At 58.1% G+C, this 13,386-nt stretch carries 12 protein-coding genes; 4 read left to right on the forward strand and 8 right to left on the reverse strand.

Going from position 1 to position 13,386, the window contains the following annotated elements; all coding sequences use genetic code 11:
- Nucleotides 1-48 precede the first annotated feature (48 nt).
- The 4 genes from D3Y59_RS03620 to D3Y59_RS03635 form a co-directional block, all read right to left on the reverse strand.
- Complete coding sequence (locus tag D3Y59_RS03620; RefSeq protein WP_119443818.1) at nucleotides 49-690, reverse strand: AlbA family DNA-binding domain-containing protein; 642 nt, start codon at nucleotides 688-690, stop codon at nucleotides 49-51.
- Nucleotides 691-1,124: 434 nt separating this feature from the next.
- Nucleotides 1,125-1,388 (reverse strand): hypothetical protein, encoded by a 264-nt coding sequence (locus D3Y59_RS03625; RefSeq protein ID WP_119443819.1) that lies wholly within the window; start codon nucleotides 1,386-1,388, stop codon nucleotides 1,125-1,127.
- Nucleotides 1,389-1,655: 267 nt separating this feature from the next.
- On the reverse strand, nucleotides 1,656-2,540 hold the full coding sequence (locus D3Y59_RS03630; RefSeq protein WP_119443820.1) for an SDR family NAD(P)-dependent oxidoreductase: 885 nt from the start codon (nucleotides 2,538-2,540) through the stop codon (nucleotides 1,656-1,658).
- Nucleotides 2,541-2,648: 108 nt separating this feature from the next.
- A complete protein-coding gene (locus tag D3Y59_RS03635; RefSeq protein ID WP_119443821.1) occupies nucleotides 2,649-3,068 on the reverse strand; it encodes a DUF3127 domain-containing protein in 420 nt (139 codons plus the stop codon).
- A gap of 194 nt (nucleotides 3,069-3,262) precedes the next feature.
- Here D3Y59_RS03635 and D3Y59_RS03640 point away from each other — a divergent pair, with 194 nt between their 5' ends.
- Nucleotides 3,263-4,237, forward strand: coding sequence for an isoaspartyl peptidase/L-asparaginase family protein (locus tag D3Y59_RS03640; RefSeq protein ID WP_119443822.1), 975 nt, complete (start codon nucleotides 3,263-3,265; stop codon nucleotides 4,235-4,237).
- A 120-nt stretch (nucleotides 4,238-4,357) separates the two neighbouring features.
- On the opposite strand, the gene D3Y59_RS03645 is transcribed toward D3Y59_RS03640, so the two are convergent.
- Entirely contained in the window at nucleotides 4,358-5,281 is a 924-nt protein-coding gene (locus D3Y59_RS03645; protein WP_119443823.1) for a cyanophycinase, read from the reverse strand.
- Nucleotides 5,282-5,370: 89 nt separating this feature from the next.
- The gene (locus tag D3Y59_RS03650) at nucleotides 5,371-7,173 is read right to left on the reverse strand and encodes a M1 family metallopeptidase (protein ID WP_119443824.1); all 1,803 of its coding nucleotides are present in this window, start codon (nucleotides 7,171-7,173) and stop codon (nucleotides 5,371-5,373) included.
- A gap of 339 nt (nucleotides 7,174-7,512) precedes the next feature.
- Here D3Y59_RS03650 and D3Y59_RS03655 point away from each other — a divergent pair, with 339 nt between their 5' ends.
- The 3 genes from D3Y59_RS03655 to D3Y59_RS18170 all read left to right on the forward strand — a co-directional run bounded on the left by D3Y59_RS03655 (nucleotide 7,513) and on the right by D3Y59_RS18170 (nucleotide 11,147).
- Nucleotides 7,513-9,297 (forward strand): L,D-transpeptidase family protein, encoded by a 1,785-nt coding sequence (locus D3Y59_RS03655; RefSeq protein ID WP_119443825.1) that lies wholly within the window; start codon nucleotides 7,513-7,515, stop codon nucleotides 9,295-9,297.
- A gap of 390 nt (nucleotides 9,298-9,687) precedes the next feature.
- Entirely contained in the window at nucleotides 9,688-10,287 is a 600-nt protein-coding gene (locus D3Y59_RS03660; protein ID WP_119443826.1) for a helix-turn-helix domain-containing protein, read from the forward strand.
- A gap of 683 nt (nucleotides 10,288-10,970) precedes the next feature.
- Complete coding sequence (locus tag D3Y59_RS18170; RefSeq protein WP_162910520.1) at nucleotides 10,971-11,147, forward strand: hypothetical protein; 177 nt, start codon at nucleotides 10,971-10,973, stop codon at nucleotides 11,145-11,147.
- Nucleotides 11,148-11,242: 95 nt separating this feature from the next.
- Here the strand turns inward: D3Y59_RS18170 and D3Y59_RS03665 are convergent, their stop codons facing one another.
- Together D3Y59_RS03665 and D3Y59_RS03670 are read right to left on the reverse strand one after the other, a co-directional pair.
- The gene (locus tag D3Y59_RS03665; protein WP_119446302.1) at nucleotides 11,243-11,716 is read right to left on the reverse strand and encodes a hypothetical protein; all 474 of its coding nucleotides are present in this window, start codon (nucleotides 11,714-11,716) and stop codon (nucleotides 11,243-11,245) included.
- A gap of 212 nt (nucleotides 11,717-11,928) precedes the next feature.
- On the reverse strand, nucleotides 11,929-13,353 hold the full coding sequence (locus D3Y59_RS03670; protein ID WP_119443827.1) for a DEAD/DEAH box helicase: 1,425 nt from the start codon (nucleotides 13,351-13,353) through the stop codon (nucleotides 11,929-11,931).
- Between the last annotated feature and the right edge of the window lie 33 nt (nucleotides 13,354-13,386).

Below are 13,386 nucleotides of genomic sequence, written 5' to 3' on the forward strand. Positions count from 1 at the left end.
CGGCGATGCACCTAGGGTTGGCGGCGGCCACGAAAGGCTGGCCGCGACTCAAGCTTTGGTATAATAGGGCTCCTTTTCCTTGTCGTGGTAGCGCAAGTACCCGTGCAGCACCAACTTGATAAGCATGCGGTAGGCGCGGCGTTTCGAAACGTTTATCAGCTTGGTGTACTGATCCAACGTCAGACGGGGGTGCTTGCGCACGTAGTCGAGTGCGGCTTCTTCGTGCCGGCTGAGGGGGATCCGCTCAAAACGGGTTTCGGGCTGCTCGTTGGTCAGCACTTTCTCGGTAAGCTGGCTGGTTTGCACGCTGGCGTTGCCCACGCGCACGTACCCCCGCCAGTCGTTGTTGGCTACCAGGGCTTTGTGAGGTTTGTGCGAGCTTTCGGCTACCGTTACTACCAGTATTACGCGTTCATCGTCCTCAACTTCCTCCACCTGCAGAGCCAGCGGAGGCATTACGTACTGCTCAGCGGCTTGCTTCAGCAAAAACAATTCTTCCTCGGCGTCTCGCACCCCCACAATTCGACCATTGTCTTCTACGCCAATTAGAATTCGGCCGCCCCGGCTATTGGCAAACGACGCCAAGGTGCGCGAAATGCGCGTGGGATGGGTGGTGCGTTTTTTAAATTCGAGCGTGTCGCCTTCGCCCTTCGAGATTAATTCGCGCAGCCGTTGTGCCGTAAATGCCATGTTTCGTGGGGCAGCTACACCAAAAGCCTTTCTATACGGGTGGCAAGTTAAAAAGCTACGTGGCTCCCAGGATTTCGGCTAAAAGCCAACATAATTCCCTGATGCGTTGCTGAATTAAACTGCTAGGTACATTTATGAGCTTAGGTATTGCGGCTTAAGTGCCTTGCCCTGCACAGATAAAAATTCGTCGTAACTACTCGCTATTTGGTATCCGCTTTATATCCACAACGTGCAACCACTAGCTCCCGGAGTATATTGGCAAGTGAGAATAGAGCAGAGTACTGGGCCCCGCTCCAGATGGTGCTTATAAACTCAAGGCGAGTGAAAAAATCTGCGCTATCATTTAAAAATTAATACAAGTTTGCAGCAGCAAAAACACGAAAAACCCATCGGCGCTGGGCCAATGGGTTTTGTAGTTATGTATGCTACACTGCTTACGCGTTGTTGGTAGCATTTTTTGGCGGACGGCCCGGGCCACGGCGGCGGCCCTCACCTGCTTCGCCGTTACCTTCGGCAGCGGGTTTGCGACCTGGTTTTTTGCGTTGGTTGGGCTCGTAAGCAGGGTCAAGCAATTCAGCTAGCTCGTTTAAGGCAGACTGAACCTTGCCGTGAGCACGACGAATTTCCCGCACCAAATTTTCGTTGCGCCCAGCGTCTTCCAGTACTTTTTGCAGGTGCTGAAGGTTTAGTTCGGCCATTTTATATTTAAGGTTAATGGTTCAAATACTGAGCAAAGAAACGAGAATTAAGAAATAAAGTAACCGTGTTATTAATTTTTTATTTGAAAATAGTAGGCAATAGATCTGCTTGGGTAGTGTAAAAGAATTGAGCAGGCCGCATCGAACCCTTTGAAAGCCGCATTATAGCAGCGCTGCATAAGCAATATTAGCACAATCATGCTCCAGAGCCTGAGGTTAATTACTAGGTGCTGTCGGTCGAAAAATAAGTTTACAGGGGTTGCTAAATCATTCGCCAACGCCGGTTTCGTCGCTTGAAATGCGCCATAGCCGAAAGGCCTCGGCGCGGCTAGCAGCTTTGCTCGAAATGCGTGCTGGGCGGCAACTCTTCAGGTACGCTCCGTTGAGTTTTTGCGGATCGGTCTCTGTTACGAGGCACACAATTGTTTCGGCGGCTTTTTCGTTCGAGCGGGCAAACGGCAACGCTAATACCATCATGGCGCGCATAAACCAGGAGCTGTGCACCCACAGATTTGAGCGTACCAAACCGGGGTGCAGGCAGTGGGCCGTAATTGGCGTTAGCTCCAAGCGTTCGGTAAGTGCTTTTGTGAACAGAATATTGGCCAGTTTCGAATCGCAATAAGCTGTAAAGGCGCTGCTCCGGTTTGGGTCGATGCGGGCTTCCAGGGTACTCTCGATTTCGCCCAGCCAGTGCGCTTCAGAAGCCACGGTAATAATGCGGGCGCCGGCGCCGGCCTGCTCTAGCAGCGGCAGCAAGCGGTTGGTGAGCACAAACGGGGCGAGGTGGTTGGTTGCCCAGCACAATTCGTGGCCTTCGTCGGTAGCGATGAGCTTATCGGGCAGCACGCCAGCGTTGTTAATGAGCACATCAAGTTTCGGAAAACGACTCAGCACCTCGTCGCAGAGCTTGTGCACCTCCGCCAACTGGGCTAGGTCGCACAACAGCAACTCGGGTACGGGGGTGTCGGGTGCCGCTGCGGCTTGTACCTCGGCCAAAGCACGTTGGCCGCGGGCTTGGTTGCGGCACACCAGCAGCAGGTGCGCACCTAGGGCAGCAAGTCGTTTGGCGGCAGCCAGGCCAATGCCGGCCGAGGCGCCCGTAAGCAAAATGGTGCGGCCGCGCAGCGGCTGCTCAGCAGTGATAGTACGCATGGTGGAGAAGCCGGGAGTGGACGGGAGGCCTCTGGCTTGGGTGCATACGCAAAAATGCCGCTCCCGGTAACCGGAGGCGGCATTTGCGCTATGATTAGTAACGAATGCTTAGAAAGGCAGGTCGTTGTCGTCGTCGGAGGCAATGGGGGCCGGGCGCTGGGGCTGGGCGTCGCGGCGCAGGCCGGGGTTGTTGTTGGCAGCCGGAGCAGCGTAGCCACCGCCCTGCTGGCCACCCGCGCTGGCACCACCAGCGGCAGGCTCGATGCGCCAAGCTTCGAGGTTGGTGAAGTACAGCATCTGGCCGTTCTTATTGAAACCGCGGCCACGCAGGTTGAATTGCACGCGTACCTCGTCGCCAATTTTGTATTGGTCGATCAGGGCCGTTTTGTCTTGTACCAGCTGAAACTTGATATGCTCGGGATACTGGCCGTCTACGACTTCCAGCACGAACTCGCGCTTGCGGAATTTCTCGCTCACCTGTTGCTCGTCCATGATGTCGTGCAGGCGGCCGGTAGCTTCGTAAGCCATAGTCAATGAAAAGGGGAATGTTGAAAATTTATAAGCCAAATCTACGAAAAATAATTCCGGATGGGTGGTGCTGGGCTGGGTTGTCGGCGCACTTTTGCACACCTATATATATAAGGAGTAATTCGGGCGAAAAGCGCGGTTAAACCGCGTCCGGCCGTTGCCGTACTGGTAGCTCAGCCACTTTTCATCATTGCATGTCGCACATTGCCCTTGCCTTGCACGGCGGCGCCGGCACCATTGCCCGCAACCAGCTGCTGCCCGAGGCCGAATACGAATACCGCCAAGCTTTGCAACAGGCCTTGCTCGCAGGTTACGATTTGCTGCGCCAAGGCGCTCCGGCCCTCGATGCGGTCGAACTCACTGTGGTGCATCTCGAAAACAACCCACTTTTCAATGCCGGCCGCGGGGCCGTGTTCACGCACGAAGGGCACCACGAACTTGACGCCTCCATCATGGACGGGCGCACCAAGCAAGCCGGCGCCGTAACGGGCGTGCGCGCGGTGCAAAATCCCATCAGGGCGGCCCGCTTGGTAATGGAGCGCTCCGAGCACGTGCTGCTGGCTTGGCCCGGCGCCGAGGAGTTTGCCCGCCAACAGGGCCTGGCCATGCAGCCGCCGGCTTATTTTTTTACCGAGCATCGGTTTGCTCAGCTGCAAGAGGCGCTGGCTAGCGGCCGCGTCCGCCTCGACCACAGTCACGACGCCCCGCTCAACGAACCCAACAAATTCGACGAAGACCCCAAGCGCAAAATGGGAACGGTAGGGGCCGTAGCCTGCGACCAGTACGGGAACCTGGCGGCCGCTACCAGCACCGGCGGCATGACCAACAAGCGCTATTCGCGCGTAGGCGATTCGCCCATCATCGGGGCGGGTACGTGGGCCGATAACCGCACTTGCGCCATAAGCTGCACCGGCCACGGCGAGTTCTTCATGCGGGCGGTGGTGGCGCACGACGTGGCCTGCCTGATGGAATACCGCGGCCTGAGCCTGGCCGAGGCTTGCCGCGTGGTGGTGCACGAAAAGCTGGCGCCCATCGGGGGCGAGGGCGGGTTGGTGGCCGTTGATGCCGCCGGCAACCTTGCGCTGCCCTTCAACTCCGAGGGCATGTACCGCGCCTGCATCAGCAGCTACTCGCCCTTGTTTGTGGGCATTTACCACGACGAAAATTAACCAATCCCTAGGTGCCCCGAAGCCCGGGTGGGCCAGGCACCTATGTCGCAAAAGGCCAAGCGGCCCCGGCAGTTGCGCAACTGCCGGGGCCGCTTGGTATGTAATACTAGGCTAGCGGGGCTACGACGAAGGCGGAATTGCCAGGGCCGGAGAGTGCGCCGCCACGGCTGCGTCGTGGGTTGGCTTATCGACGAAAAAGCGGCGTTCGTGAATGTCGTACACGTTGCCTTTTGCCAACACGTGCATGGTAATGTTTTCGATCGACAAAGCGGTGCCCTTGGCTGCGCCAGCTGCGTTGTTGTGCCGAATGTGGTGGCCGTCGATGATGATAACCAGGTTGGAGCCGATGGTTTCGATGAGGTTGCCGTTGCGGATGAGCACGCCCGTGTCCTCGCCCAGACCAATGCCGATGAACGTGGGATGAAGCCCCACCGCTTCGATCAGGCGGCCAAACCGGCCCCGCTTCACAAAGTGCGAGTCGATGATGACGTTTGGGATGAAGCTCAGGCCGGTTCCCATTTTCACGGCGCCTTTGATGAGGGACTCGGGCACCGAGCCGCCACGGATCATGATGTGCGACATGGCCATGGCTCCAGCGCTGGTGCCGGCAATCACAAAATCGGGCTCGGCGAAGTAGCGCTGGGTAAGGATTTCCAGAAACCGCGTGCCGCAAAACATTTCCTTAAGCCGCGACTGGTCGCCGCCCGAAAACATTACCAGGTCAGCGGCCAGCAAACGCGCGAGCATCTCGGGCCGGTCCGTGTCTTCGGGCACCCGAATGTCCATCACGCCAACGTCGAAGCAGTTCAGCATGCTAAACGACGACACGTAAATGCGGCCTACCTCTTCCGGAATCATGGAAGCGGTGGTGATGACCTCGATGCGCGGGTTGGTTTTGCCGCTTTCCAGCACCGTGCGCTTCAGAATGCCCAGCTCAAAAAAATTGAGGTAGTACTTTTTCTTTTTGCGCGGGTTGGGGTAGGTGCCTTTGTCTTCGTTGCCCCCAACGGCAATCAGTTTACCCTGTGGTTTCGGTGCGTTCAACTAGCGAAAAAGTGAAGCGTGGGTGAGGAAGAAAAAAACCAGAACGTACGCAGCATGAAGCAACTCTTGCGCCAAAAAGTGCCGGGCGGCTACGCTAAAGTTGGTTTGCCCACCAGCGTATCGAGGGTGCTGGTAGAAACCGAATGGTAATTGCCGCGCGCCTGTGCGTAAAGCTGCTGAGCCCGGGCCTGGCCTGCGGGCGTGGCCAGCAACGCTTTGTAGAGCGGAAGCAAAAACTTACGTCGCCCTACGCGCGTCAGAAAATCCTGCAGCGCCGCGTTGGCCGGTTCGTAATTGGCCCCGATGGCCAACGGCAGCCACGCGGTAAGAATTTCGGCGTTGCCGGAATTGGTAAACCCGAAAGCATTGTCCAAATCGGCAAGCTGCTCGGCGGTGATGTGCTCGGGGATGCCGTGCAAGAAATGCACCCACTCGTGGGTGCTCCAGGTGCCCGTCTCGAGCGAAGTAGGGGTAGCCCCGTGGCGCCAGGACTGCAAGGCGGCCTCGACGCCGGCAAACCGCTCCGACTGCACCGGCGGCGCCACCGGCGGAATGCCCGGGGCGTTGATCCACTGCTCGAGCTGCAGCTGGGCCTCGGTGCCGGGTATTTGCTCGAGCAGGTTGCGGCGCAGGTATCCCACGAAGTGCGCCGTATCCATCGATTGAAACGCGTGCTCGGCAAAGTACTGCGTGATAAACGCGTCGAGCTTACCGCGGCCTACCAGCTGCTCGAGGGTAAGGAGCAGGTAGTTGCCTTTTTCGTACGCAATTTCATTCAGGCCCTCGTCGGGGTCGCGGCCGGCTAGCTGCAGGTGCAAGTGGGTATCGGGGCTATCGGCGCCTAGCTCGGCAATGGTGTGGTGCAGGGCGGTTTGCCCGAGCACCTGCAGCATGTCGGCGTACGGACGACCGTACAAGCGCTCCATAATCCGCCGCTCGAAGTACACGGTAAAGCCCTCGTTCAGCCAAAAGTCGTTCCAGGTGGCGTTGGTTACGAGGTTGCCCGACCAGGAATGGGCCAACTCGTGCGCCACCAGGCTGGTGAGGCTTCGGTCGCCGGCCAGGATGGTGGGCGTAACGAAGGTGAGGCGTGGGTTTTCCATGCCCCCGAACGGGAACGACGGCGGCAGCACCAACAAATCGTACCGCTCCCACCGGTAAGGGCCGTAGAGCTCCTCGGCGGCAGCCACCATTTGCTCTAGGTCGGCAAATTCGTGGGTGGCTTTGGGCAGCGTGGCGGGTTCGGCGTAAATGCCGGTTCGGTGGCTAAGCGCCTGAAACTGCAGGTCGCCCACGGCCAGGGCCATCAGGTAGGAAGGAATGGGCTGAGGCATCCGGAACGTGTACGCGCCCGAAGCCGACCGCTGCTGCGGATTTTCGGCGCTCATCAGGGCCAGCAGCTCGGCGGGTCCTTGCACAGTGGCATCGTAGGTGAAACGAACCCCCGGCGAATCCTGACACGGAATCCAGGTGCGGGCCAAAATGGCCTGCGACTGCGTAAACAAAAAGGGGTGTTGCTTGCCGGCGGTTTGCTCGGGCGTTAGCCACTGCAGGGCGGCCGCTTCGGGCGCGGTGCGGTAGAGCACCGTAACCGTGCGGGTGGTGGGGTGCACCCGAATGCGCATCGGCCGGCCAAGCACCGGGTCGGCGTCGCCTAGGTCGAAGGCCGTAAGTGTGGCGTCGTCGTCGAGGGTAACTGCTTCAATGGCCAGGTCGCGGGTGTCGAGCCACAGCTCCGTGATGCCCGGTTGCACCGCCACGTGCCACGTGGCTTTGCCTTGCAAACGCTTGCCGGCAAAATCGACGGTGAGTTGCAGCTCCAAGTGGCGCACCACGGCCTCTTGCGGGCGGGCGCAGCTGTGCGGGTCGGAAGCCAGAAGCTTTTCTGCCATGCTATATATATAAGGAGTAAAAACCGAAGGGTGCCTTTGGCTACACTGCCTACGCGCAAACCCGCCCCAAAGATAACCCCTAGGTGGCCGGGCGGTTTGGGGCCGCTGGCACCTAGGGCGCTATGCCGGGCCAGGGGCAGGTAGGCAAAAAACGGGCGTGGGCGGCGGCAGGTGTTGGGTGGCTTGGTTTTACGCCTATCTTGCGCGCCGGAATGTAGTAGCTCGGGCAACCCGTAATGGGCTGTTTGAGTACAACCTAGCAGCCCGCAGCGGCGGCCCTGTTGTTCGGGGATGCCACCGCCGACCCGCGGAAGTGCCGCTTTGTTTTCCACCATACTCATGAAGTCCTCGGTTCAAACCGTTTTTCTCTCCACTTTACGGCTGATGCTGGCTTTCTGCCTGCTGCTGGTTACTGCCTCGTGCAGCCAGGAGCAAAAGGCGAAAGTGCAGGATGCAGCCGCTGATCTGCTGCCGGGCGCTGCCAAAAAAGCGGGCCCGCAGCCGCGCGTCGACACCGTGTACGTTGAGAAGTACATGGTCACGAAGCCGGCCTTCAAAGGCGAAATTGAATGGGGTAAAAAGTTTTACAAAGAGCGCGAAGGGCGCCTCGGCTGGTTTCGCGAGCACGAGGTACTGCCCCACGCCGAGCGCATGTTGTCGGTGCTGAGCAAGGCCGGCGAAGAGGGCCTCGACCCCAAAGACTACAAAGTCGTGGATTTCGATAAGCTCTTTGCCCAGCTGAAAGAGGCCCCCGACACCACCGCGCGCAACGCCCTCGAAAAAGAGATAGACGTTGCATTATCAGCCACTTACTTCAACTGGGCCGACGATTTTTACCGCGGCCTGGTAAACCCGCGCGAGGTCAAAAGCATCGACTGGAAGATCAAGCGCAACAAAATCAAGTTGCACAAGGCGCTCATGACGATTTTGCAAGAGCGCGAAAGCACTTACCCGTACTACGAGTTTGAGCCGCTGCACCCCGAGTACGACCGGTTGCGCGAGGCACTGGCGCGTTACCGAGCCATGCAGCGCAGCGGCGGATGGGCCACGGTGCCCGCCGTAAAACGCCTGCGCCCCGGCGACACCTCGGCCGTGGTGCCGGCCTTGCGCCGCCGCTTGCTGGGCTTCCGGCCCGACGGTACCCCCAATCCCGCGCTGGCGGCCCAGCCGCAAGCAGTGCCGGTATCCAACAAAGCCGGCCAAACCAACACGGCCGGCTCGCGCGAGTCGCGCAGCTACGACGCCGAGTTGGTGGCTGCCGTAAAGGCGTTTCAGGAGCAGAACGGCCTGAACCCCGACGGCAACCTAGGGCCCGAAACCCTCAAGCTGCTCAACATTCCGTTGCAGCAACGCATCGATCAGATCATCCTGAACATGGAGCGCTGGCGCTGGATACCGAAGCGCTTCGAGCCCAACTACCTGCTCGTAAACATCCCCGACTACCACATGTGGGTGTACGAGAACGGCAAGCCCGCCCTCGACATGCGCGTGATTGTGGGCAAGCAACTGAACGCAACCCCCGTATTCAGCGACAAGATGGAATACGTGGTGCTCGCGCCGTACTGGAACGTGCCGTTTAGCATTATTGATAAGGAGCTGCGCAACGGGTTAGAAAACGACCCCGCCGGCTACCTCGAGCGCCTCGACATGGAAGTGGTGAAAGGCTCCGGCGAAAAAGCTACTCGCGTCGACCCCACCAGCATCGATTGGGCCAACCTGACCGAAGCTAACTGGAAGTACACGCTGCGCAAACGCCCGGGCCCGCGCAACGACCTAGGCGACGTGAAGTTCTTGTTCCCGAACTCCAACGACATTTACCTGCACGATACACCCCACGACGAGCTCTTCAGCCAAGCCAAGCGCGGCTTTAGCCACGGCTGCGTGCGGGTGGAGCGGCCGCTCGAGTTGGCCGAATACCTGCTGCGCAACAAGCCCGGTTGGGACATGAGCAAAATCCAGGAAACCGTGGCCGGAGGGAAGGAGCAGTATGTAACGCTTCCCGAGAAGCTGCCGGTGTACTTGGTATACTTTACCACGTGGGTTGACGATGCCGGCAACGTGCATTTCCGCGAAGACATCTACGGGCACGACAAATCGTTGGCACAAGAATATTTCAGCACCTAAACCTAGGGCTTGCTGAGACAAGGATTGCAGCCAGCCGAAATAATGCCTACTGGATGCTAGGTTGATTGTCCTCTCTTTTGGGATATGCTTAATGAAACCGCCACGGCTCCGCAGCCGTGGCGGTTTTGTTTGGTTGGGGTGGTTGCAAAAGATTTATTACATAAAGGCCGAAAGCCACTGGGCTAGCTTCAGCACCGAAGCGAACAGCCAGCCAAACGTAAAGAATCATCTTTTTGATATAGTGTATTAATGTAAACAAGAATTGTTGATTCGTAAACAAATGTAAGCAATCAGATTGATCGATACCTATGTAAATACATTTCTAATTAGTGATGCCGCTTTCCACCTGATAAGTTTAGTTGTGTAGGTTTGTAACCTACTTTGTTTACTATGGTCGACCGCATTCGCCAGTTGCTACAGGCGCGCCAGCTTACTTCAACGCAGTTTGCCGATGCTATTGGCGTTGCTCGCCCCATCGTGAGCCACATCCTCAGCGGGCGTAACAAGCCTAGTTTGGAGGTGGTGCAGAAAATCTTGCTAGCCTTTCCAGATCTGTCGATGGCGTGGTTACTGAACGGACATGGCCCAATGCTGGCTATGCAGGCTACCAAATCATCTCAGGAGCCACCTAAGGCAAGCACTGCCGCCTTGGCTACTCCGCTGCCTAAACGCACGCCAAAGGCCGTTGTAGAGCCCGTATTGCCCGCAGATGACGAACGTGCGCCCCACGTCGCTACACCGGCGGCCCCCGAAGCTGCATCATCAGTCACGGCTGAGCCTATGCCACAGCCATCCACACCGGCACCGCAAGCCGAAAATTTGAACGCAGCCCCATCCCAGGCCACCAGAGAGGCTGCTAACAACAGCCAGGTTGTAGAGCAGCGCGCGACTCAACTTGCTGTCACCCAATCCAAAATAATACGTAGAGTATTGATATTCTACACCGATGGGACTTTTACCGATTATACTCCTGCAACCGATGCAGTCTGAGGTTGTCTGTTGAAAGTGCAAGGAGCGGGATGTGCAACTGACGTGCTTGCTGTAGTCCCGAAATTTGCTCTGCTGTTAAGCGGTACAATTGCACACCTACCGTAGCCTTGTAGCCAAGCACCGCAGATGAGTTAAGTTACATATAACATCTATTGTGTGAGAGAAGGGTTGTACAATAGGTGTATTAGGTTTTAAATGCTTGTATTTCAGTGATGTGAATGTATTGAATTAAAGTCGATTTTATTGTTTAAGTGCACGTGTAGCAAGCGGCGTTGTTATTTTTTAAGTTATAAAGATCAGCATTGCTAGTAAGATGATTTTTGTCCCTTACACGCGGCGTTTGCTGAAGGCCATTGCTAATATTTATACCACGACTGTTTCTGCGGAATGTACAAGGGCCCGAGGCGTTGGGGCTGACCTTCGTTATCAGGCGCGACGCTAGATGCAATACGTGCTCTGTCGAGCCGGCTTAGGTAGCTTTCTTTTCTAAGCAAGCAGGCATGCTGAACGCAACAGAATGTGCGATAAACGACTGCGGAGGTAAGCTCCGCAGTCCTATTGATAACAGTTGTTATTTGTAAACAGCTGGGTTGATTTATGCCCAGGCCCCGCGTTGCTAACCGCGCGCAAACAGATGCGTATTCTGGCTTGATGATCTAATCCGACGCACTTACCTTTGGGGTATGAAAAAGTCCTGCCTGCTTGCATTATTTGCTTGGGTTGCTGTGCTGGCCACGTCGTGCACGCCTCCCCCTGATGCCGAAAAAGATCCGAACGCCGATGCTGCTTACAAGCGCGACCACCGGCCCGAGGGCTACCGCGAAGCGCAGAGCAGTCAGCCGAACGCCATCGAGCAGTAATCTGGCTCTGCCTGTTTTTATCGCTTAAGCAAAAAAGCAGCAGCCCCGCTTAACTGGTTAAGCGGGGCTGCTGCTTTTTTGCGTGCTAGGTAGGGTTAAACCAACACGGGCTTGGGGGCGGTGTGCAAGGCGGGCAACTCAATGCCGGCCAGCAATTGCTCCTCGAGCAGTTGGGCCCATGTACGTAGGTACAGCACCACATCGTCGCGCATGTTGTGGCGCAAGGCGTTGCGCCGCTCCAGCGTGATGGCAGCCCGGATGGCCGGGTCGGAGAGGCGCTCCAAGTGTGCCAGGTCGGAGCGGGTGAAACCGGCGGCCAGCATCTCATCGATGGTTTCGTCGATGGGCAAACCACTGGTGGGGCAATAATCGCGCAGCTGTTGGTCCCAATCGCCGTAGCGTTGCAAGGCCCGGGCGTGGATTTCGGCTTTGCTAAGGTGCGTGATGGTTTGCGCCAGGTGGCCGCAGTTGCAGCTGCCCATGTGGCCCCATTGGTAAGGCGCCTGCGTGGCAAGGCGCTGGGCAGTGGCGCGCAGGTTTTCGATAACAGAAAGCGAGCAAGTAGCCATAAAAAAGTACCGAAAGAAAAAAGTGCGGTGCTCAAATGTTGGTCGCTCGTCCGAACGTACCATCTCTATAAGCAAACCTACCCCGGTTTTGTTCGGCGACAACTCCACGGCGGCGCTGGCAACTGGCAGGCTAGCGCCCTAGGTGCCAAACGCAACGCCCCCGCGCAGACCTGCGCGGGGGCGTTGCGTTTGGCACCTAGGGCTTGTCCGGGTTAGTCGCGCCGGCGACGGCGCCCAGGGCGGCTATTGTTATTGGGGCGGGGCTTACCCGTTCCGGCAACCGGAGCGCTTTGGCCTGGGGAAGAAGCCTTGCTGCGGCTATCCTGATTGTGGCGCGGAGCCGTGGCAGGGCGGGCGTGGCCGGCCCCCGCACCGCGGGCTGCCTTGCTGCCAGCGCCGCCGGTGGCGCCACCCCGTCCGGGGCGGGGCGGACGGCCCGCCGGGCCTTTGGGTTTGGTAATGTTGGGACCTTTGAGCGGCACCGGCGCTACGTCGTTGTTGGCGTAGGAGTGGTTGTCTACTACCCGAATCTCGCGGTTGATCAACCGCTGAATGTCTTGCAGGTAAGCCCGTTCCTCCGCATCGCAGAAAGAAAGCGCCATGCCTTCGGCGCCGGCGCGGCCCGTGCGCCCAATGCGGTGCACGTACGTTTCGGGCTCGTTGGGCAGCTCATAATTCACCACGTGGCTTAGCTCATCCACGTCGATACCGCGAGCCGCTAGGTCGGTAGCAACCAGCACCCGCGTTTCGCCGCTCTTAAAGTTCTGTAGCGCCCGTTGGCGTGCGTTCTGCGACTTGTTGCCGTGGATGGCTTCGGCCACAATGCCTTTTGCGGTGAGGCCCTTAGCTACGCGGTCGGCGCCGTGCTTGGTACGTGTGAAGACCAACACGCGGCGCAGTTCCGGGTTGCTGAGCACCTCGAGCAGCAGGTAGGGCTTATCGGTCTTCTCGATCATATACACCGCTTGCTCCACCTTTTCGGCAGTGCTCGAAACGGGCGTAACGGCTACTTGCTGCGGGTTGCGCAAAATGCTGTCGGCCAGTTGCTGAATGGTAGGCGGCATGGTGGCCGAGAAAAACAGCGACTGTCGTTGCTTGGGCAGCAAGGGCAAAATGCGCCGGATGTCGTTGATGAAACCCATGTCGAGCATGCGGTCGGCTTCATCGAGCACGAATATTTCCAGGCGCTTCAAGTCAACGTAGCCTTGGTTGATCAGGTCGATCAGGCGGCCAGGTGTGGCAATGAGCACATCGGTGCCGCGCCGCAGGGCCTCTACCTGCGGGTGCTGGCTTACGCCGCCGAAAATCACGGCGTGGCGCAGTTTCAGGTTTTGACCGTAGGTGGCGAAGCTTTCGCCGATTTGGATAGCTAGCTCGCGCGTGGGCGTCAGGATGAGTGAGCGCACGGCACGCGGGCCGCTGGGTTGGTTGGTGGGCCTGGAGAGGTGGAGGCGTTGCAGCAGCGGCAGCGTGAAGGCCGCCGTTTTGCCGGTGCCGGTTTGGGCTACGCCAAGCAAATCGCGCGCATCGAGCACGTACGGAATGGCTTGTTGCTGAATAGGGGTGGGGCTTTCGTAGCCCGTGGCGTGCAAAGCTGTCAGCAGCTCTGGCAGCAGTTGGAGGTCGTCAAATGTCAAAATCAGCGGAAAAAGAAATGCGGCTAAGGGATA

This window comes from Hymenobacter oligotrophus, from assembly GCF_003574965.1.
Taxonomy (GTDB): Bacteria; Bacteroidota; Bacteroidia; order Cytophagales; family Hymenobacteraceae; genus Solirubrum; species Solirubrum oligotrophum.